The sequence below is a fragment of the Xanthomonas axonopodis genome (genome assembly GCF_001304695.1).
GTDB classification, from domain to species: Bacteria; Pseudomonadota; Gammaproteobacteria; order Xanthomonadales; family Xanthomonadaceae; genus Xanthomonas; species Xanthomonas axonopodis.
In genome coordinates this window covers 11,259-30,844 of record NZ_JFAQ01000246.1, presented here as the reverse complement: position 1 = coordinate 30,844, position 19,586 = coordinate 11,259, and the positions used below count along the sequence as shown (strand labels likewise).

Below are 19,586 nucleotides of genomic sequence, written 5' to 3'. Positions count from 1 at the left end.
CCCAGGCCCGGGCCTGGGAACGGGTGGCGATACACCATCGTGCGCGGCAACCCGAGTTCGACGCCAAGGCGACGCACTTCGTCCTTGAACAATTCGCGCAGCGGTTCGACCAGGCCCAGCTTCATGTGTTCCGGCAAGCCACCGACGTTGTGGTGGCTCTTGATCACATGCGCCTTGCCGGTCTTGCTGCCGGCCGACTCGATCACGTCCGGGTAGATCGTGCCCTGCGCCAGCCACTTGGCATTGGCGAGCTTGCTGGATTCTTCGTCGAAGATGTCGACGAACAGGTTGCCGATGATCTTGCGCTTGGCTTCCGGGTCGCTGACCCCCTCCAGCTTGGCGAAATAGCGATCGGCCGCGTTGACGCGGATCACCTTGACGCCCATGTGCTCGGCGAACATCGCCATCACCTGGTCGCCTTCCTGCCAGCGCAACAGGCCGGTATCGACGAACACGCAGGTCAGCTTGTCGCCGATCGCCTTGTGCAACAGCGCGGCAACCACCGACGAATCCACGCCACCGGACAGGCCCAGGACCACTTCATCATCGCCCACCTGTTCGCGCACGCGCGCGATCTGGTCCTCGATGATGTTGGCCGCGGTCCACAGCGTCTGGCAGCCGCAGACATCCACCACGAAGCGACGCAGCAAGGTCTGGCCCTGCAAGGTATGCGTCACTTCCGGGTGGAACTGCACGCCATACCAGCGCTTGGTTTCGTTGGACATCGCCGCGACCGGAATGCGGTCGGTCGTGGCGGTAATGGTGAAGCCCGGCGGCACCTGCGACACGTGGTCGCCGTGGCTCATCCATACATTCAGGCACGAAGCGCCGGCGTGGTCGGTGAGGCCGGAGAACAACGCATCTGCCGCCACCACGTCCACTTCGGCATGACCGAATTCACGCTGGTCGGCCGCTTCGGTCGCCCCACCCAGCTGCGCAGCCAGGGTCTGCATGCCGTAGCAGATACCGAACACCGGCAGGCCGCTATCGAACACTTCCTGCGGCGCCACCGGTGCGCCAGGCAACGTGGTCGACTCCGGGCCGCCGGACAGGATGATGCCCTTGGCACCGAAACAGGCAATCTCCGACGGATCATGATCCCACGCCCAGATCTCGCAATAGACCCCAATCTCGCGAATGCGCCGCGCAATGAGCTGGGTGTACTGCGCGCCGAAGTCGAGGATGAGGATCTTGTCGGTATGGATATTGGTCATTGAGAGCCGGGATTGGAGAGTTGGGATTGGAGATTCGCAAAAACACAAGCCACAACCGCTGCCGGGCGGGGGTGCAGTAGGCTCTTGCGACTCCCGAATGCCGAATCCCCAATCCCGCGTGCCGGTTACCCGGCGCGATAGTTCGGCGGCTCTTTGGTGATCTGCACGTCGTGCACGTGGCTTTCGCGCTGGCCGGCGCCGGTGATCTTGACGAACTTCGGCTTGGTGCGCATGTCTTCGATCGTGGCGCAGCCCACGTAGCCCATGGTCGCGCGCAGGCCACCGATGAGCTGGTGGATGATGCCGCCGACCGGGCCGCGATACGGCACGCGCCCTTCGATGCCTTCAGGAACCAGCTTGTCGGCATCGGAGGCATCCTGGAAGTAGCGGTCCTTGGACCCCTCTTCCATCGCACCCAGGCTGCCCATGCCGCGGTAGCTCTTGTAGCTGCGGCCCTGGAACAGTTCGACCTCACCCGGCGCCTCTTCCGTACCAGCCAACAGGCCGCCGACCATGACCGTCGAGGCACCGGCCACCAGCGCCTTGCCGATGTCGCCGGAATAGCGGATGCCGCCATCGGCAATCAATGGAATGCGGTCCTGCAGCGCTTCGGCCACCATGTCCACCGCAGTGATCTGCGGCACGCCCACGCCGGCAACCACACGCGTGGTGCAGATCGAGCCCGGGCCCACGCCAACCTTGACCGCGTCCGCGCCGGCATCCATCAACGCCAGCGCCGCATCGCCGGTGACGATGTTGCCGCCGATCACCTGCAGCTGCGGATAGGTCTTCTTGACCCACGCCACGCGATCGATCACGCCCTGCGAATGGCCGTGCGCGGTATCGACAATCACCACGTCCACGCCGGCTGCGGCAAGCAGCTCGATGCGCTGCTCGGTATCGCCGCCCACGCCCACTGCCGCGCCCACCAGCAGACGCTTGGCGCTGTCCTTGGCGGCATTGGGGTTGTCGGTCTTCTTCTGGATGTCCTTGACCGTGATCAGGCCGCGCAGCTCGAAGCTGTCGTTGACCACCAAGACCTTTTCGATTCGGTTGCGATGTAGCAGCTCGAGCACTTCCTCATCGCTGGCGCCTTCGCGCACGGTGATCAGGCGATCCTTCTTGGTCATGATGTGCCGGACCGGATCGTCGAGCTTCTTTTCGAAGCGCATGTCGCGGCTGGTGACGATACCGACCAGTTCGCTGCCATCCACCACCGGGACGCCGGAAATATTGCGCGCGCGCGTCAATGCGATCACTTCGCCGATGGTCGTGTCCGGGCTGACGGTGAACGGTTCGGTGATCACGCCGGATTCGAACTTCTTGACCCGCGCCACTTCGCCGGCCTGCTGCGCCGGGGTCAGGTTCTTGTGGATGATGCCGATGCCGCCCAACTGGGCCATGGCCACCGCAAGACGGTGTTCGGTCACTGTGTCCATCGCTGCCGACAGAATCGGCAGTTTCAAACGCAGATCGCGGGTCAGCCGGGTTTCCAGGCTGACGTCCTTGGGCAGGACGATTGAATGAGCGGGGACGAGCGAAACGTCGTCGTAGGTAAGAGCTTCAGCCTGGATGCGTAGCATCGGCGGACCCGAGTTTGGGGAAGCGCGGCATTTTACCCTGAAAGCCTTCACGAAGACACCACGCAGCCGCAATGCTGCGTTACGCCCACGCCTCAGTCGACGGCGTCGGCCGCTTCCAGCGTGTTCTGCATCAGCGTGGCCACCGTCATCGGCCCTACCCCGCCCGGTACCGGGGTGATCCAGGCCGCGCGCTGCGCGGCGGCATCGAAGCCGACGTCGCCCACCAGGCGGCCATCATCGAGCCGGTTGATGCCGACATCGATCACCACCGCGCCTGGCTTGACCCATTCGCCCGGAATCAGCCCTGGGCGGCCCACCGCCACCACCAGGATGTCGGCATTACGCACGCTCGCTTCCAGCACATCGGGCGGGGTGAATTTGTGGCAGCTGGTGACCGTGCAGCCGGCGATCAGCAGCTCCAGTCCCATCGGCCGGCCAACGTGATTGCTCACGCCCACGATGGTGGCGTTGCGGCCGCGCACCGGCTGGTCGGTGTGGCCGAGCAAGGTCACGATGCCGCGCGGCGTGCACGGGCGCAGCCCGAATTCGCGCAAGGCCAGATGCCCGACATTCTGCGGATGGAATCCGTCCACGTCCTTGCGCGGGTCGATGCGCTGAATCAGCCGGTTGGCATCGGGAATATCCGGCAGCGGCAGTTGGATCAGAATGCCGTGAATCTTGGGATCGGCATTGAGCTCATCGATCAGCGACGCCAGCTGGGCTTCGCTGGTGCCCTCCGGCAGGTCGTAATCGAAGGCTTTGATGCCGACCTTTTCGGCCGCGCGCCGCTTGTTGCGCACATACACCGACGACGCGGGATCGCCACCGACCAGCACCACCGCCAGCCCGGGGCGCGCCTTGCCTGCGGCCAGCCGCGCATCCACGCGCAGCTTCAATCCGTCGAGCAATTCCTCGGCAATGCGACGACCATCGAGAAGGCGGGCCGAAGCGGAGGCAGCTGGCGCAAAAGCGGTCATGGGGCGTCAGGTGTAGAGTCGAAGGCCGTCTATTGTCCCCGATTCCGCCATGACCGACACCACCTCACGCACCGATTCAAGCACCACTTCGATCGAAGCGGCAGCATTTCGCCGTCTCTTGCAGCATCTCAACCAGGACCGCACCGATGTGCAGAACATCGATCTGATGATTCTCGCCGGCTTCTGCCGCAACTGCCTGGGCGATTGGTACCGCGAAGCGGCCGAAGCGCAAGGCCAGGCCATGACCAAGGAACAGGCGCGCGAAGCCGTTTACGGCATGCCATTTGCCCAGTGGAAACAGCAGCATCAGAAAGACGCCACGCCCGAGCAACTGGAGGCCTTCGCCGCCGCTCAGCGTAAGCATGGCTAGGCAGACAGAGTGAGCGCAGCTGCCAAGGCGTCCGGAGCGATGTTTGGCTGGATGTGGGCGCGCTGAGGAGCCGGCGCGCACGAGCGACCCGTACCGCATCGAGCCTGTGTAGCGCGCCGGGCGCCTGCACAGTCGTGTGTGCCCGCTCTTAGCGGCCAACAAGACATCGCGAGCAGCCCTCCGGTCGCGACCATCCAATGGACGGATGGCGCACCGCATCGCGCACTGGCCATGCCGCCCGGCGCCTGCGCAGCGGTGTTGCCGGGCGCCTTTAGTCGCGCGTCTGTGTCTCTACTCGCTCAGCCTGCGGCACTGCATCGAGGTTGAGCGTGCGGCTACCGCGACGCGGCCGTTTGAACGGCGTGGGCCTGGGTGCGGTCGGCACCTTGTTGCCGCACATCAGCCCGGCTCCGGCGCGCGCATCGCCGGCAGCGATCTCCAGTTCGAAACGCTCGGCATCGCGGCGGCGGATCTGACGCGAAATCATGCCGGCTTCGTCCTCGTCCACCCCAAGCTCTACCAGCGCCACGTTACCGAAGATCACCGCCGACTCGAAGGTCTCGCGGATCTGGTAATCCAGTCCCGCCGCGACCAACTGCAGCGAATGCTGGCGGTCGTACGAACGCACCAGCAGCTTGGCATGCGGAAATTCGCGCGTTGCCAACTCGACGATGCGATTGGCTGCCTCCTGGTTGTCGACGCACACCGCAATCGCACGCGCACTGTGCGCGCCGGAGGCGTGCAACACATCGAGCCGGGTGCCGTCGCCGTAGTAGATCTTGAAACCAAATTTTTCGGCGCTCTGGATCATCTCGATGTCGTTATCGATGATGGTCACATCCACATCGCGCGCCAGCAGCGACTGACTGGCCACCTTCCCAAAGCGCCCGAAGCCGATGATTAACACGCTGCCGGTCTGGCCGCTGGCTGCTTCCACGCCATCCAGCGAGACCGCCGCGGCCGGCGTCAGCCGCCGTTGCAGCAGCACGAACAACGGCGTCAGTGCCATCGACAACACCACGATGGCGGTTAGGCTGGCATTGACCTGGGCATCGATGACCCCAGAGGCTGAGATGCACACGCCCTTGCCCACCATCGGGGCCAGCACGCCCAGCACGATCAGGTGCCAGTCGGCCGCCACCACGCGCAAGCCCAGGCTCATGCCGACGCCGAGAAAAAACAGCCCCAGCAGGATGCCGCGAAAGGGTTCGATATCCGCTTCGATCTGATGCCGGAACGTGGACTCGGACAACAGCACGCCGGCCAGGAACGCGCCCATCGCCATCGACAGCCCACCCACCTGCATCAACAGCGCCACGCCCAGCACCACGAGAATGCTGCTGCCGTCATCACCTCGCGCGCCTTGGACGCAGCCAGGAGGCGGAACAAGGGATTGAGCAGCCAACGCCCTGCCACCAGCAAGCCGACGATGCAGGCCAGACCGATGCCAATGCCTTGCCAGCGCTGCGATACGATTGCGGATCACCGCTGGCGCCCATCCAGGCCACGATCGTCAGCAATGGCACGATCAACAGATCTTCGAACAGCAGGATCGCCACGATCTTCTGCCCTGGCGGCAAGGCGACGTCGCCACGCTCTACCAAAAGCTGCATCACCACAGCGGTGGAGGTCAGCACAAAACCGGACGCCGCCACGAAGGCCACCGGTAGCGCAAAGCCGAGAAACAGGCCGATGCCGGTCAACACCAGCGCGCAAACCGCAATCTGCAGCGTGCCGAGTCCGAAGATTTCCTTGCGTAAACTCCACAGGTGCGAGGGGCGCATTTCCAGCCCGATCACGAATAGAAACATCACCACGCCCAACTCGGCCACATGCAGGATGGCTTGCGGCTCGTTGAACAGGTCCAACCCGAACGGACCAATTGCCAGTCCCGCCGCCAGATAACCCAACACCGAGCCCAGGCCGAGACGCCGGAACAACGGGATCGCAATCACGGTGGCGCCGAGCAGCACCACCACGTTGATCAGTTCACTGGATTGGCCAGGTTGGCTCATGCCCGGATTCTAGCGGCACTCGCGCGACCTCAGCCTGCATCAGGGTGCGCATCTTTGCGCCGCCTGGCGTTGCCAAGCCGAGCTCTGCAGGCGCGACAGCGCGTACGGCCAGCCCTCAAACGACGAACGACGCCAGCTGGCGTCGTTCGTAGAACCAGCGATTAAGCAACAATCAGCCGTGCGCGTCGGCCTTGGCCAATGCTTCGCGGATGATTTCCTTGGCCGGGCCGCCATGCTTTTCGTGCTCAAGCGCAAAGTGTACGGTGGCCTCGATCAGACCGATATGTGCGCCGCAATCGAAACGTCGGCCTTCGAAACGGAAGGCATCGACCTGCTCCTTTCTCAGGAGTTCGGCAATCGCGTCGGTCAGCTGGATTTCGCCGCCCGCACCCGCGCCAGTGGACTCCAGCAACTCGAAGATCTTGGGGCTGAGCATATACCGGCCGACTACCGCCAGGTTGCTTGGTGCCACTTCCGGCTTGGGCTTTTCGACGATCCCGTTGATGCGGCCCTTGCGGCCGTCGAAGGCATCGGTGGACACGATGCCGTAGCTGGCCGTCTTGTCGTGCGGCACGTCTTCCACGGCAATCACGCTGCCACCCGAGGCTTCCGCCAAGTTGGCCATCTGGGTCAACGCGGCATCGCCGCGATTCCACATCAGGTCGTCCGGTAGCAACACCGCGAACGGCTCGTCACCGACAACGGCCTTGGCACACAATACCGCATGACCCAGGCCGAGCGCCTCTGCCTGGGTGACGAAAATGGCACGCACACCCTCAGGCAATGCATGGCGCACCAGCTCCAGCTGCTCCAGCTTGCCTGCGCGCTCCAGTTTCTGCTCGAGCTCATAAGCCTTGTCGAAGTAATCGGCAATGGAGTGCTTGTAGCGGTTGGTAACGAAGATCAGCGTATCGCAGCCAGCCTGGATGGCCTCGTCGACAGCGTACTGGATCAATGGTTTGTCGATGATTGGCAACATTTCCTTCGGCACTGTCTTGGTAGCCGGAAGAAAGCGGGTCCCAAGACCTGCGACGGGGAATACGGCCTTGCGAATGCGCTGACTCATTACAGTCTTCTGACCTCACGTGCGGGGAATGGAACGACCGTATCAGATCGCGCGTCGACTTTCCGTCGAGCAGCCGCGAAATCCGGCATCAGGCTGCCCAAGACAGTCTCCATCGCGTTGATGTCATAGCGGTTAACGGCCTCGCGCAAGCGCGTCACCAACTGCAGCACCTGCTCATGCGAAAACTCGCGCACACCGGCTTCCAGAATTTTGGGGTGCGCGGTGGGACGATAGTCTTCGTCGGAATAGAACAGCGTCTCATGCAGCTTCTCGCCCGGACGCAGGCCCGTAAAGAGAATCGCCACGTCCTTGCCCGGCTGCTTGCCGGCCAGACGGATCATCTGCTCGGCGAGCAATCGAATCGGCACCGGCTCGCCCATGTCCAGCGTATAGATCGCACCATGCGACGCGGATGCAGCCGCCTGGATGACCAACTGGCAGGCTTCAGGGATCGTCATGAAGTAACGCGTGACATCCGGATGCGTCACGGTCACCGGGCCGCCCTGGCGGATCTGTTCGCGGAACAACGGCACCACGCTACCGGCCGAATCGAGCACGTTGCCGAAGCGCACGGTGATGAAGCGCGTTGGCGCATCGCGCGCGTCAAGGCTCTGGCAGATCATTTCCGCATAGCGCTTGCTTGCGCCCAGCACGTTGACCGGCTCGACCGCCTTGTCGGTGGAGATGAAGACGAAGGTTTCGATACGTGCACGCTGGCAGGCGCGCGCCACGTTCTCGGTCGCCAGCACGTTGTTGCGCACCGCCTCGCGTAACTGCTCTTCCAGCAACGGCACCTGCTTGTACGCGGCCGCATGGAACACCGCGTCCGGCGTCGCAGTGTTCAACGCATGCGCCACGACCGCCGGGTCGCCACAATCGCCCAACACGCGCACCACTTCGATATCCGGGAACAGCCGGCGCAGATCCGAGTCGATGGTCAGCAGCGCCAGCTCGTCAATTTCCAGCAGCACGATCCGGCGCGCGCCGTGGCGCGCGCACTGGCGGCAGACTTCCGAACCGATCGAACCGCCGGCGCCGGTCACCATCACGGTCTTGTTGGTCAGCCAGCCGCGGATCAGGCGCCAGTCGGGCGTGACCGGCTTGCGGTTGAGCAGGTCCTCGATCGCGACCTCCTTCAGCTCGCCCGGCAACGAGCGCCCCTCCAGCACGTTGGTCAGCTTGGGCACCATGCGGAACGGCAGGCCGGTACTTTCGCAGATCGCCACGACGCGCTGCATGCCGGAGGCATCCAGCGATGGGATCGCGATCACCATCAATTTGGCAGCGGTCTCTTTGGCGATCGCGGCGGCCTGATCCAGATTGCCCAGCACATTGAGGCCCTGGATCTTGGCGCCATGCAGATTGCTGGCGTCGTCCAGATAGCCAATCGGAACAAACGCGCCGGTACGGCGCAGATCGCGCACCAACCCTTCGGCAGCGCGCCCGGCACCGAGGATCAGCACGCGCTGCCCCGCGTCACCGGAATGCACGATTTGGTAGTCCTTCCAGGCGCGATACAGCAGCCGCGGCGTCCCCAGCATGGCCGACAACGCGAATGGATAGACCACCAGCACCGACAGCGGCACGCCATCCAAACGGTCGTACGCCAGCGCCAGCACGATCGCGACCAGTCCGAGAAAACTCGACTTGAAGATGTTCCACAAGTCCGGCACCGAGGCGAAGCGCCACAACCCGCGGTACAACCCCATCTTCCAGAACACCAAGCCCTGCGCCACCAACACCACCGCGGTACGCCAGTCCCACAGCGGCAGATCCGGCGCATCGCGTAGCATCGAATAGCGGCCGGCATGCAACAGCTGCCAGCACACCCAGACCATCAGCAGGTCATGTATCACGACCGCTATCTGCGGCAGGGCCTTTGTCAAACGGTCACGCCAGGAAATCATAAAAGTCCATTACTCAGAAATTGCGCAGTCCATCGCGCAGAAAGTGCCAGATCGCAGTGGCGCCCATGCCCCATGCCAGCGCGCCGGACACCTGCAGCCACAACGGATCATGACGGATTGAAAGATACAAGCAGACGGCAATGAGGCTGAAAGCGAAATAAATGCCAGTTACCGAGACGTGCGTCTCAAGACGGCGCGCAAACCGTTGGTACATGTGCTGGGCATGCGGCTCCCACCAGCGTTGCCCGGAGAGCATGCGAGCAAGCAATGTGAAGCCGGCGTCTACAAGAAAGGCCGTCAACGGGAGCCAACTGACCCACCAGCTCACCTGACCACTTGCCACGTTCAGCGCCAGCAGCGCAGCCAGCACATAGCCCAGCGCACCACTGCCGCCATCGCCCATGAAGATGCGCGCACGTGGGAAATTGAACGGCACAAAGCCAAGGCACGCTGCTGCAACCGCCAGACCTGCCCACGACCAGCCGGCAGGCGCTGCCAGGGAGAATCCCAGCGCGGCCAGTGCCGCCTGGGTGCTGGCCAGCCCATTGATGCCATCCATGAAATTCCAGACATTGATCAACACCACGGACGCAGCGGCGGTCAGCAAGCCATCCCATACGCTGCCCGTGTCCTGCCAAACCAACGCGCCCAATGCCGCCGATGCGGCCAGATGGATCGAAAACCGCAGCCTTGCCGAAAGCGGACGGTGGTCGTCCCACCAGCCCACGCCTGCCACTGCAACCAAGCCCGCTGCGAACCAGCAGACCGTCAACCGAGATGTCGGCCACAGCGCGCAAGCCGCCACGCAACCCAGCACGATCGCCGCCACGATCGCCATGCCGCCACCGCGCGGAGTTGCCACCACGTGGCTACGCCGTTCGCCGGGATGATCGAGCAGCCGGCGATGCAAGGCATAGCGCCGCAGCGCCCAGGTCCCCAGTGCCGCGACCAGCAGGTGCAGCACGCACCACAGCCACACCATCAGACCACCGCGTAGTTCAATAGCGGTTTGACCGTGCCCCATTCCTTGCAGCTCGGGCATTGCCAGTGATGCGTCTTGGCACCGAAGCCGCAGCGCGTGCATCGGTAGCCCGGGTTGCGCACCAGCAACTGGTCGGTGATGTGCTTGAGGTCCTGCAAGGTGCCGACCGGGTCGCTCCCCTCGGCCAGGGTAAGATCGATCAACGCCGACTCACCACGCACCGACGGGCGATCCTTGAGCTGGCGGCCAAGATAGGCCAGCGCAGGCGCGACGCCATCCTGGGCTTCCATCAACTGGGTCAGCGCCAGCACCGGAGCAATGCCGCGATAGTGCTCGGTCATCTCCGACAGGAAGTTGCGCGCGCCCGCGATATCGCCGACCCGTCGATACGCGGCCATCAATGCGGGAATGATCTCGGGCAGGTATTCCGGATCATGCCGGGCAGCGCGTTCGAATGCGCGCACTGCCGCCTCTTCGTGACCGCGCTCGGCTTCGATGCGTCCTTCCAGAATGCCGGCGCGCACGGAGGTGCCGTCGGCCTGGTAGGCACGTGCGATCGCCTGTAGCGCATCGTCGGTCTTGCCCAGGCCGCGATAGCGATCGGCCAGTTCGCATTCGAATTGCGAGATCAGCTTGCCCATCGGCTCGCCGGTCACCTCTTCATAGCGGGTGGCATTGTCGATCGCCTTTTCCCAATCGCGCTCGGCCTGATAGATGCCGATCAGATGGCGCAACGCCTGCGGTGCGCGCTGGTCCAGTTGCGCCAATTCGGTGAAGACCGTTTCTGCACGATCGAGCAGACCCGACTTCATGTAGTCCTCGCCGAGCGCCAGCAATGCCTGGACGCGCTGCTGATCGGTCAGGTCGCCACGCTGCACCAGGCCCTGGTGCAGGCGGATCGCACGATCCACTTCACCACGGCGACGGAACAGATGCCCCAACGCGACCTGAGTCTCGAAGGTTTCCTTATCCAGTTCGGCGATATGCAGAAACAGCTCGATCGCCTTGTCGGGCTGTTCGTTGAGCAGATAGTTCAACCCGCGGAAATAGGTACTGGAAAGACGACTGACCTGCGTGTCGCCATGGCGTTGGCCGCCACGACGGCCGACGATCCAGCCACCTAGCGCAGCCAGCGGCACAAACAGGAAGAACCAGATCCACTCGGTCAAAAAGTCCATACGTCGTTACAGTCCATCGATGGGGCGCGGCTCAACAGTCGCAGGTGTGACAAGCCTGGCGTCGGCGCGACTGACCGCAACAGCCTTGTTGGCCTGGCGCAGTTTGGAATGGAGGGGAATGACCACACTGACCAGCACCATGCCGGCACCGATCAACACACCGACCAGCAGCGCGACGATGATCGCGACGCCTGAACTGGTATGCACGCTGGAGAACAGGAAATCGAGCGTGACGTCCTGGGAATTGACTGCACCGATGATCAGACCGACCAGCAGGAAAGCCAACATCACCAGCAAGCGAAGCACCTTCATGGCGAGACTCCGTCGGGAGGCGGACTAGCTTAACCGAGACGACATAAACGCAGCGCCAGAACGGCTTCAGTCTGCCGTGTCGGCCACATCCACAGGCACCACGGAGCTGACGCGCTCACGCAATTCCTTGCCCGGCTTGAAGTGGGGAACATGCTTGCCCGGCAGCGCGACCGACTCGCCGGTCTTGGGGTTACGTCCCAGCCGTGGCGGACGATAATGCAGCGAAAAACTGCCGAACCCGCGAATTTCGATCCGATCACCATCGGAGAGCGCCTGCCCCATCATTTCCAGCAGCGACTTGACTGCCAGATCCACGTCGTCCGACTTCAGATGCGCTTGGCGTCGCGCCAGGATTTCAATCAATTCGGACTTGGTCATGGGAAGACTTGCTTTTTTCGACTGACACATCGGAATCGGCCCGGGCAAGCCCGGGCCGATCCATTACGCTCTTGCGAGCGCTACGCGCTTACTCGGATTTGTTGTTGTTCAACTGCGCACGCAGCAGCGCACCCAGCTGAGTCATGCCGCCCGACGCGGAGGCGGACTGGTAGTCCTCCAACGTTTCGCGCATTTCGGCATCGTCCTTGGCCTTGATCGACAGCTGCAGGGTGCGGCCCTTGCGGTCCATGCCCACGAACTTGGCTTCGATCTTGTCGCCGACCTTCAGGTGCTGGGTCGCATCGTCCACGCGCTCGTTGGCGATGTCGCGTGCAGCAACGTAGCCTTCGATGCCATCGGCCAGGTCGATCGTGGCGCCCTTGGCATCCACTTCACGCACCAGGCCTTCGACCTTCGAACCCTTCGGGTTGGACGCCATGTACTGACCAAACGGGTCCTGCTCCAGCTGCTTGACGCCCAAGCTGATGCGCTCGCGCTCCGGGTCCACTGCCAGCACGACGGCTTCCAGCGTGTCGCCCTTCTTGTAGTTGCGCACGACATCTTCGCCGGTGGTGTTCCAGCTGATGTCGGACAGGTGCACCAGACCGTCGATGCCGCCGTCCAGACCGATGAAGATGCCGAAGTCGGTGATCGACTTGATCTGACCGGACACCTTGTCGTTCTTCTTGTGGGTGGCAGCGAAGGTTTCCCACGGATTGGCGGCAACCTGTTTCATGCCCAGCGAGATGCGGCGACGCTCTTCATCGACGTCCAGCACCATCACTTCGACTTCGTCGCCGACCTGCACAACCTTGGACGGGTTGACGTTCTTGTTGGTCCAATCCATCTCGGAGACGTGCACCAGGCCTTCCACGCCCGGCTCGATCTCGACGAACGCGCCGTAATCGGTGACGTTGGAGACCTTGCCAAACACGCGGCTGTTGGCTGGGTAACGACGGGCGATGTTGTCCCACGGATCCTCGCCCAGCTGCTTCAGGCCGAGGCTGACGCGGTTACGCTCGCGATCGAACTTCAGCACGCGCACGTCCAGCTCGTCGCCGACGTTGACGACTTCGGACGGATGGCGCACGCGCTTCCAGGCCATGTCGGTGATGTGCAGCAGGCCGTCGATACCGCCCAGGTCCACGAACGCACCGTAGTCGGTCAGGTTCTTGACGACGCCCTTCAGGATTGCGCCTTCCTGCAGCTTGTCCATCAGCTGCTCGCGCTCTTCCGAGTGCTCGCTTTCCACCACTGCACGACGCGACACAACGACGTTGTTGCGCTTGCGGTCCAGCTTGATCAGCTTGAACTCAAGCTCCTTGCCTTCCAGATAGGCCGGGTCGCGCACCGGGCGCACATCCACCAGCGAACCAGGAAGGAACGCGCGGACATCCTTGATGTCCACGGTGAAACCACCCTTGACCTTGCCGCTGATGCGGCCGGTGATGGTTTCGTTCTTTTCCAACGCTTCTTCCAGCTCGTCCCACACCATCGCGCGCTTGGCCTTCTCGCGCGACAACACGGTTTCGCCGAAGCCGTTCTCGATGGAATCGAGGGCAACCTTGACCTGGTCGCCTACGCCGACATCGATCTCGCCAGCGTCGTTACGGAACTGCTCGATCGGCACGATGCCTTCGGACTTCAGGCCAGCGTTGATCACCACCACGTCGCCGCGAACTTCCACGACGGTACCGGTGACGATGGAGCCCGGCTTCAGCTTCGCCAGATTGGCTTGACTGGCTTCGAACAGTTCTGCAAAAGATTCTGTCATTTGAATTCACTCAGTTGAACACACGGGCGTCGATCGTCGGAGTGCGACAGATGCAAACCGCCCAGCCTGTTGGTCGACTCCACACAGCGAGTCGGTTGGAAGTCATAGAACCGCCACGCAGGATGCGCGACGGAGCTTTGGAACGCCTTACGGTCGGCGGGATAAACCCGCTTGCGGAACGCTTACGACGGCGTGCGGTCTGCGAGCAACCCGACCACACGCTGGACGACATCCTCGATTCCCATCCCGCTGGTATCGATCATCACGGCGTCTTCGGCCGGCCGTAGTGGCGCCACCACCCGCTGCGCATCACGTGCATCACGGGCCATGACCTCGCGCAGCAGGTCGTCAAAGATAACCGAAACGCCCTTTTCCATCAACTGTTTATGGCGACGACCCGCACGTTCTTCGGCACTGGCGGTCAGAAACACCTTGTAGACGGCATCGGGGAAGATCACCGTGCCCATGTCGCGCCCGTCGGCAACCAGCCCGGGCGCGCGCCTGAATGCGCGTTGGCGTTCTTTCAGCGCGCTGCGGACTTCGGGAATGGCCGCAATGGCCGAGGCCAGCGCGCCGGTGGTTTCCAAACGCAGCTCACTGGTGGCATCAGCGCCGTTGACCAGCACGCGCAAGCCTGCCTCGCCCGTATCGTCGAACTCCACCTTGGTGTCGAAGGTGCAGCGCACCAGCGCTGCCGGGTCTGAAACATCCAGGTCGGCCCAGCTCGCAGCGACCCCGACAGCGCGATACAGTGCACCCGAATCGAGATAGTGCCAGCCCAGCCGGGCGGCCACGATCCGGCTCACGGTGCCCTTGCCTGCCCCGGAGGGACCATCGATGGTGAGGACGGGCGACAGGTCGGTCATTCAGGTTTCCGGAAGGTCATCAGGCCGTAGTGTAGCGCCGCTCGTAGCGATCGCGCTGCAACCACTTGAAAGCACGGCGAAAAGCCGGTTAGAATCGCCGGCTTAATTACCGGGTGCACCCTCGATCGTGGGCACTCTTCCATCGAATCCAACCGTTTACACCGAGGTGTGCCATGAAAGTCCTGTCCTCCCTGAAGTCTGCGAAGACCCGTCACCGCGACTGCAAGGTGGTCCGCCGCCGCGGCAAGGTCTTCGTGATCTGCAAGTCGAACCCGCGTTTCAAGGCGCGTCAGCGCTAAGCCTTTGCGGCGCGTGCAACACCCGAGAAAGCCGCCTCCGGGCGGTTTTTTCTTGGCCGCTGCTTCACAGCAGTGGTTTCACCGCATCGACCGCCGGCCGGACCGGGCAAGGAGCTCGCCGTCCCTGTGCCTGGCGCCCGGGCAATCGCGGCCCCGCCAGGTCAGCCGTGTCGCAACAGCGCCTAGCGTCGTTTTTTGCTGTAATCACCATCTGAAATCTTGTCCACTGGGGAGTAGATGACATGCGTAACCGTTTGTTTGTGATGCCGCCGGTCGTGCTGACAATCGCGCTGATGGGGATCAGTGCCGTTGCTTCGGCCGACACACTGCTGGTTGACCGCGCACAGCAGAAGCCTGCCGCTGCCCTGCCCTTGCGCGGCGAGAGCATGAGCCAGGTCGAAGGCCGCTATGGCGCGCCGCAGGAAAAGCTCGACCCGCGCGGCGGCCAGAAGCGCCAGTGGCCGACCATCCATCGTTGGGTGTATCCGGCCTTCACCGTGTACTTCGAAAAGAGCAAGGTGATCGACGTGGTGGCCAACAAGGCCGATGCCAACGAGATCGGGCCCAAGCCGCCGATCCGCTGATGCGCGTCGGTGATGGCTCGGCCGGTGGTGTTGGCATCTGGTCTTCGCACGCCGGCCGTCACGATTCGCATCGCAAGGCGTACCGGATCCGTCAGCAGCCGGACATGCGTTGCTGCAATGCTGTCACTAGGCCGGGCGCGGCGATCGGCGCCTGGATCGCAAGAGCCCGCAGCGACGTGCGGGATATCGATGAACGTGCGGGCGATGGCCCGCACACCAAGATGGGTATTTGCCTGGCATGACCGACCGTCTTCGCTTTCCCGCCGAGTGGGAACCCCAATCCGCCGTGTTGCTCGCGTGGCCGCATGCCGGTACCGATTGGGCCGAGCGCCTGGCCGATGTTGAGGAGACCTACATTGCGCTGGTCATGGCGATCTCCCGCTTCGAACCGGTGGTCATCTGCGTGGCCGACGACGACCTGCAGATCTATGCCGAGGCGCGGCTGCGTTCGGCGCGAGTGGACATGACGCGCGTGCGTTTCGTGATCGCCGCCTACAACGACACCTGGCTGCGCGATTCGGGCCCGATTACGCTGCGCCAGGACGCCGGCTTCCGGTTGATGGATTTCCGTTTCACCGGTTGGGGCGGCAAGTTCGAAGCCAGCCTGGACGATCAGTTGGTAAGCTCGCTGGATGCCGCGCAGGTGTTCGTGCCGGCGCAGGTGGAGACGGTCGACTTCGCCCTAGAAGGCGGCGCAATCGAGACCGATGGTGCCGGCACGCTGCTGACCACCTGGAAGTGCCTGCATGAGCGACATCCGCAGCGCACGCGCGAATCGCTCAGCAGCGACCTGGCCACGTGGCTGGCGCAGGAGCGTGTGCTGTGGCTGGATCACGGCTACTTGGAAGGCGACGACACCGACGCGCATATCGACACGCTGGCGCGGTTTGCCGGCCCGGAGGCGATCGTCTATCAGGGCTGCGATGTGGCCAGCGATTCGCATTACGCAGAGTTGCGGGCGATGGGCAACGAACTGGCCGCGCTGCGCACCGCCGACGGGCAGCCATATCGGCTGTTTGTGCTGCCGTGGGCACAGCCCATCCTCGACGAAGGCCGCCGGTTGGCCGCGTCGTATGCGAATTTCCTGATCGTCAACGGCGCAGTGTTGATGCCGGCCTATGGCGATGTGGCCGATGCAACCGCGCAGGCAGTGCTGGCGCAGGCATTCCCGCAGCACGAGATCGTACCGGTGCCGTGTCGTGCGCTGATCTGGCAGAACGGCAGCCTGCATTGCCTGACCATGCAATTGCCGGCCGGCCTGCTCGCGGCCTAAGCGCAGTTGCAAACCTCGCCTGCGTCGCGGCCGCACAGACCGCGCGTGGCTTCCTGTTCCGGCCGGCAGGCCGGTGTTACGCCATGGCGCGCTACCTTAGTGCGCCACTTACGTTGGATGCTGCCATGACCCGCCATCTCCTTCCCGTCGCGCTGATCCAGGAGCGCAACCACGGCGACGCCGAGGCCAACCTGGCCGTCATCGCATCGCGCGTGGCCGAAGCCGCCGCACAGGGCGCCAAGCTGGTGCTGCTGCAGGAACTGCACAACGGTGCGTATTTCTGCCAGCACGAGTCGGTGGAGGAGTTCAACCTGGCCGAGCCGATTCCCGGCCCCAGCACCGAGCGTCTGAGCGCGCTGGCCAAGCAGCACGGCGTGGTGCTGGTCGCCTCGCTGTTCGAGCGCCGCGCGGCCGGCCTGTATCACAACACCGCAGTAGTGTTCGAAAAGGACGGCCGCCTGCTCGGTAAGTATCGCAAGATGCACATCCCCGACGATCCGGGCTTTTACGAGAAGTTCTATTTCACTCCGGGCGACCTGGGCTTCACGCCGATCGATACCTCGGTGGGCCGCCTGGGCGTGCTGGTGTGCTGGGACCAGTGGTACCCGGAGGCGGCGCGCCTGATGGCGCTGGCCGGTGCGGAACTGCTGCTCTACCCCACGGCGATCGGCTGGGATCCGGACGACCAGCAGCCGGAGCAGGAGCGCCAGCGCGATGCCTGGATCCTCAGCCATCGCGGCCATGCGGTCGCCAACGGCGTGCCGGTGCTGTCGTGTAACCGGGTCGGCCATGAGCCCTCGCCGCTGGGCGCTTCGGGCATCCAGTTCTGGGGCAACAGCCATGTACTGGGGCCGCAGGGCGAGTTCATTGCCGAAGCCGGCCAGGACCCGACCGTGCTGATCTGCGATGTCGACCTGCAGCGCAGCGAACATGTACGCCGCATTTGGCCGTTCCTGCGCGACCGTCGCATCGATGCGTACGGCGATCTGCTCAAGCGCTACATCGACTGACGCATGCCACTGGAGCTGCGTGCAGTCCGCGATGCGGACATTCCGGCGATCACTGCGATTTATGCGGAGCAGATCGTCGGGGTCAACACTTACGAATACAGCACACCATCGCTCGATGAGATGCGCGCGCGGGTCAGCGCGATCGTGGATGCAGGCTACCCCTATCTGGTCGCCGAGCTCGATGGCGTGGTCGCGGGCTATGCCTATGCCAGCGCGTTTCGCGCGCGCGTCGGATATCGCTGGACGGTGGAGACCGCGATCTACCTGGCCGCCGCGATGCAGGGACGCGGCATCGGCAAAGCGCTGCTGGGCGAGCTGATCGCGGTGTGCGAGCAGCGCGGCTTCCGGCAGATGATTGCGGTGATTGGCGATGCCGGCAATCTGGCATCGCGACAGTTGCATGAACGTTTTGGATTTCGCACGGTCGGAGTCTTCACCGGAATCGGCCGCAAACACGGTCGCTGGCTGGACGGCGTGCAGATGCAACGCGCGCTCGGCTCCGGCAACACCGCCCCTCCTTCTGATGAAAAGCCTTATGACTGAGCAGCTCCCCCACGTTCTGGACGATGCGCTGTCCGGCCAGCCCCATCGCATCGTCGAACGCGATGGCGTGCGCTATACCTTGCTCGGCACCGCGCATGTGTCGCTGGCGAGCGTGGCCGCCGTGCAACGCGCGATCGGCAGCGGGCGTTACGACGCAGTGGCGGTGGAACTGGATGCGCAGCGCCTGCAGGCGCTCAGCGACCCGGATGCCCTCGCCCGCCTGGATCTGGTACAGGTGATTCGCAAGGGACGCGTGGCCTTGTTCGCGGCGAATCTGGCCCTGGCGGCGTATCAGCGTCGCCTTGCCAAGCAACTGGGCATCGAACCGGGCGCGGAATTGAAGGAGGCGGTGAACCTGGCACGCGCGCAAGGCTTGCCGGTGCATCTGATCGATCGCGAGGTCGGCCTGACCTTCAAACGCGCATCCGGGCGCCTGGGATTTTTCGGCAAGATGAAACTGGCCGGCGGGTTACTCGGCGGCCTGTTCGCTGCCGATGAGGTCGGCGAAGAAGAAATCGAAAAGCTCAAGCAGGGCGACATGCTGGAGGCAAGCTTCGGCGACTTCGCCAGCGAAAGCCCGGAGCTGTACGAGACAGTCATTGCCGAGCGCGATCAATACATGGCCACGCGTCTGCGCGAAGAAGTCGGTGCAGATCAGCGCGAGATCTTGGCAGTGGTGGGCGCCGGGCATCTGGCCGGACTTGCGCGTCATCTGGAACAGGACACCGCGGCACCCGGCCCGCTGCGCGAATCCCTGGAATACGTGCAGCAACGCAAGCGTATTCCGTGGATAACGCTGGGCATCCTGGCGGTCATCATCACCGGTATCGGCATCGGTTTCTGGCGTGGTGGCCTGAGCATGGGCGCGGACCTGTTGCTGCAGTGGGCGATGTATACCGGCGGCATGGCCGCGCTCGGCTGTTTGCTGGCCGGTAGCCACCCGTTGAGCATTCTCACCGCCGCGCTCGTCGCGCCGTTCAAACCATTTCGCCTGAGCGTGCCGACCGGTGCATTCGCCGCGCTGGTCGAAGTGCATATGCGCAAGCCGGCCTACGGCGATTTTCTGTCGCTGCGCGACGATGCGCAGACGCTGCGCGGCTGGTACCGCAACCGCGTCTCACGGGTAGTGCTGACATTCCTGCTGACCAACTTCGGCAGCATGGCCGGTGTGTGGCTGGCCGGAGTGCAGATCTTCAATCGCCTGCATGGGTGAGTACCGCGGCGCTGAAGCCACTGGATCCAGACCGTTCGTAGG

At 63.6% G+C, this 19,586-nt stretch carries 18 protein-coding genes and 1 pseudogene; 7 read left to right on the top strand and 12 right to left on the bottom strand.

From position 1 onward, the window contains the following. The 3 genes from guaA to folD all read right to left on the bottom strand — a co-directional run. The coding region (gene guaA / locus XAXN_RS18790; RefSeq protein ID WP_054320656.1) for a glutamine-hydrolyzing GMP synthase at positions 1-1,214 on the bottom strand (1,214 nt) is incomplete at its 3' end. Between the two features lie 125 nt (positions 1,215-1,339). Further along, complete coding sequence (guaB, locus tag XAXN_RS18785) at positions 1,340-2,797, bottom strand: IMP dehydrogenase (protein WP_054320655.1); 1,458 nt, start codon at positions 2,795-2,797, stop codon at positions 1,340-1,342. Positions 2,798-2,889: 92 nt separating this feature from the next. Continuing rightward, positions 2,890-3,774, bottom strand: a complete 885-nt coding sequence (folD, locus tag XAXN_RS18780; protein WP_054320654.1) for a bifunctional methylenetetrahydrofolate dehydrogenase/methenyltetrahydrofolate cyclohydrolase FolD — start codon at positions 3,772-3,774, stop codon at positions 2,890-2,892. Positions 3,775-3,823: 49 nt separating this feature from the next. On the opposite strand from folD, the gene XAXN_RS18775 reads away from it, so the two are divergent. Further along, the gene (locus tag XAXN_RS18775; RefSeq protein ID WP_008572376.1) at positions 3,824-4,144 is read left to right on the top strand and encodes a DUF1244 domain-containing protein; all 321 of its coding nucleotides are present in this window, start codon (positions 3,824-3,826) and stop codon (positions 4,142-4,144) included. 271 nt (positions 4,145-4,415) lie between these two features. Here the strand turns inward: XAXN_RS18775 and XAXN_RS23545 are convergent. From XAXN_RS23545 to cmk, 9 genes and pseudogenes are all read right to left on the bottom strand, one after another. Next, positions 4,416-6,159 (bottom strand): annotated as a pseudogene (locus XAXN_RS23545) (monovalent cation:proton antiporter-2 (CPA2) family protein). Positions 6,160-6,331: 172 nt separating this feature from the next. Next, positions 6,332-7,225 (bottom strand): UTP--glucose-1-phosphate uridylyltransferase GalU, encoded by an 894-nt coding sequence (gene galU, locus XAXN_RS18765; protein ID WP_054320653.1) that lies wholly within the window; start codon positions 7,223-7,225, stop codon positions 6,332-6,334. Continuing rightward, entirely contained in the window at positions 7,225-9,132 is a 1,908-nt protein-coding gene (locus XAXN_RS18760; RefSeq protein ID WP_054320652.1) for a polysaccharide biosynthesis protein, read from the bottom strand. The genes galU and XAXN_RS18760 overlap by 1 nt, the downstream gene beginning before the upstream one ends. 13 nt (positions 9,133-9,145) lie before the next feature. After that, positions 9,146-10,114: an MraY family glycosyltransferase gene (locus XAXN_RS18755; protein ID WP_054320651.1), complete on the bottom strand. Its 969-nt coding sequence runs from the start codon at positions 10,112-10,114 to the stop codon at positions 9,146-9,148. After that, positions 10,114-11,292 (bottom strand): lipopolysaccharide assembly protein LapB, encoded by a 1,179-nt coding sequence (gene lapB, locus XAXN_RS18750; RefSeq protein WP_054320650.1) that lies wholly within the window; start codon positions 11,290-11,292, stop codon positions 10,114-10,116. Before lapB ends, XAXN_RS18755 begins: the two co-directional genes overlap by 1 nt. A gap of 6 nt (positions 11,293-11,298) precedes the next feature. After that, complete coding sequence (locus tag XAXN_RS18745; RefSeq protein ID WP_054320649.1) at positions 11,299-11,604, bottom strand: lipopolysaccharide assembly protein LapA domain-containing protein; 306 nt, start codon at positions 11,602-11,604, stop codon at positions 11,299-11,301. A gap of 66 nt (positions 11,605-11,670) precedes the next feature. Beyond that, positions 11,671-11,982, bottom strand: coding sequence for an integration host factor subunit beta (locus tag XAXN_RS18740; RefSeq protein ID WP_003489651.1), 312 nt, complete (start codon positions 11,980-11,982; stop codon positions 11,671-11,673). A gap of 88 nt (positions 11,983-12,070) precedes the next feature. After that, the gene (gene rpsA / locus XAXN_RS18735) at positions 12,071-13,756 is read right to left on the bottom strand and encodes a 30S ribosomal protein S1 (protein WP_054320648.1); all 1,686 of its coding nucleotides are present in this window, start codon (positions 13,754-13,756) and stop codon (positions 12,071-12,073) included. 182 nt (positions 13,757-13,938) lie between these two features. Further along, entirely contained in the window at positions 13,939-14,622 is a 684-nt protein-coding gene (cmk, locus tag XAXN_RS18730; RefSeq protein ID WP_054320647.1) for a (d)CMP kinase, read from the bottom strand. Positions 14,623-14,795: 173 nt separating this feature from the next. On the opposite strand from cmk, the gene ykgO reads away from it, so the two are divergent. From ykgO to XAXN_RS18695, 6 genes are all read left to right on the top strand, one after another. Beyond that, entirely contained in the window at positions 14,796-14,921 is a 126-nt protein-coding gene (gene ykgO / locus XAXN_RS18725) for a type B 50S ribosomal protein L36 (RefSeq protein WP_005913193.1), read from the top strand. A 242-nt stretch (positions 14,922-15,163) separates the two neighbouring features. Beyond that, the gene (locus XAXN_RS18720) at positions 15,164-15,505 is read left to right on the top strand and encodes a hypothetical protein (RefSeq protein WP_007970129.1); all 342 of its coding nucleotides are present in this window, start codon (positions 15,164-15,166) and stop codon (positions 15,503-15,505) included. Positions 15,506-15,743: 238 nt separating this feature from the next. Beyond that, positions 15,744-16,778 carry an agmatine deiminase family protein gene (locus XAXN_RS18710; RefSeq protein WP_042822484.1) on the top strand — a complete coding sequence of 345 codons (1,035 nt, stop codon included), beginning with the start codon at positions 15,744-15,746 and terminating at the stop codon, positions 16,776-16,778. A gap of 125 nt (positions 16,779-16,903) precedes the next feature. After that, a complete protein-coding gene (locus tag XAXN_RS18705) occupies positions 16,904-17,788 on the top strand; it encodes a carbon-nitrogen hydrolase (RefSeq protein ID WP_054320658.1) in 885 nt (294 codons plus the stop codon). A 3-nt stretch (positions 17,789-17,791) separates the two neighbouring features. Continuing rightward, on the top strand, positions 17,792-18,331 hold the full coding sequence (locus XAXN_RS18700) for a GNAT family N-acetyltransferase (protein WP_054320645.1): 540 nt from the start codon (positions 17,792-17,794) through the stop codon (positions 18,329-18,331). Beyond that, positions 18,312-19,544 carry a TraB/GumN family protein gene (locus XAXN_RS18695; RefSeq protein WP_054320644.1) on the top strand — a complete coding sequence of 411 codons (1,233 nt, stop codon included), beginning with the start codon at positions 18,312-18,314 and terminating at the stop codon, positions 19,542-19,544. Before XAXN_RS18700 ends, XAXN_RS18695 begins: the two co-directional genes overlap by 20 nt. Positions 19,545-19,586: the final 42 nt, after the last annotated feature.

Bases quoted from the DNA above. Each gene is read 5' to 3' on its own strand.
- XAXN_RS18775 (WP_008572376.1), top strand. From the start codon at position 3,824: ATGACCGACACCACCTCACGCACCGATTCAAGCACCACTTCGATCGAA.
- XAXN_RS18745 (WP_054320649.1), bottom strand. From the start codon at position 11,604: ATGAAGGTGCTTCGCTTGCTGGTGATGTTGGCTTTCCTGCTGGTCGGT.
- rpsA (WP_054320648.1), bottom strand. From the start codon at position 13,756: ATGACAGAATCTTTTGCAGAACTGTTCGAAGCCAGTCAAGCCAATCTG.
- galU (WP_054320653.1), bottom strand. From the start codon at position 7,225: ATGAGTCAGCGCATTCGCAAGGCCGTATTCCCCGTCGCAGGTCTTGGG.
- ykgO (WP_005913193.1), top strand. From the start codon at position 14,796: ATGAAAGTCCTGTCCTCCCTGAAGTCTGCGAAGACCCGTCACCGCGAC.
- XAXN_RS18695 (WP_054320644.1), top strand. From the start codon at position 18,312: ATGAAAAGCCTTATGACTGAGCAGCTCCCCCACGTTCTGGACGATGCG.
- guaB (WP_054320655.1), bottom strand. From the start codon at position 2,797: ATGCTACGCATCCAGGCTGAAGCTCTTACCTACGACGACGTTTCGCTC.
- cmk (WP_054320647.1), bottom strand. From the start codon at position 14,622: ATGACCGACCTGTCGCCCGTCCTCACCATCGATGGTCCCTCCGGGGCA.
- folD (WP_054320654.1), bottom strand. From the start codon at position 3,774: ATGACCGCTTTTGCGCCAGCTGCCTCCGCTTCGGCCCGCCTTCTCGAT.
- XAXN_RS18740 (WP_003489651.1), bottom strand. From the start codon at position 11,982: ATGACCAAGTCCGAATTGATTGAAATCCTGGCGCGACGCCAAGCGCAT.
- XAXN_RS18700 (WP_054320645.1), top strand. From the start codon at position 17,792: ATGCCACTGGAGCTGCGTGCAGTCCGCGATGCGGACATTCCGGCGATC.
- XAXN_RS18755 (WP_054320651.1), bottom strand. From the start codon at position 10,114: ATGGTGTGGCTGTGGTGCGTGCTGCACCTGCTGGTCGCGGCACTGGGG.
- XAXN_RS18705 (WP_054320658.1), top strand. From the start codon at position 16,904: ATGACCCGCCATCTCCTTCCCGTCGCGCTGATCCAGGAGCGCAACCAC.
- lapB (WP_054320650.1), bottom strand. From the start codon at position 11,292: ATGGACTTTTTGACCGAGTGGATCTGGTTCTTCCTGTTTGTGCCGCTG.
- XAXN_RS18710 (WP_042822484.1), top strand. From the start codon at position 15,744: ATGACCGACCGTCTTCGCTTTCCCGCCGAGTGGGAACCCCAATCCGCC.
- XAXN_RS18760 (WP_054320652.1), bottom strand. From the start codon at position 9,132: ATGATTTCCTGGCGTGACCGTTTGACAAAGGCCCTGCCGCAGATAGCG.
- XAXN_RS18720 (WP_007970129.1), top strand. From the start codon at position 15,164: ATGCGTAACCGTTTGTTTGTGATGCCGCCGGTCGTGCTGACAATCGCG.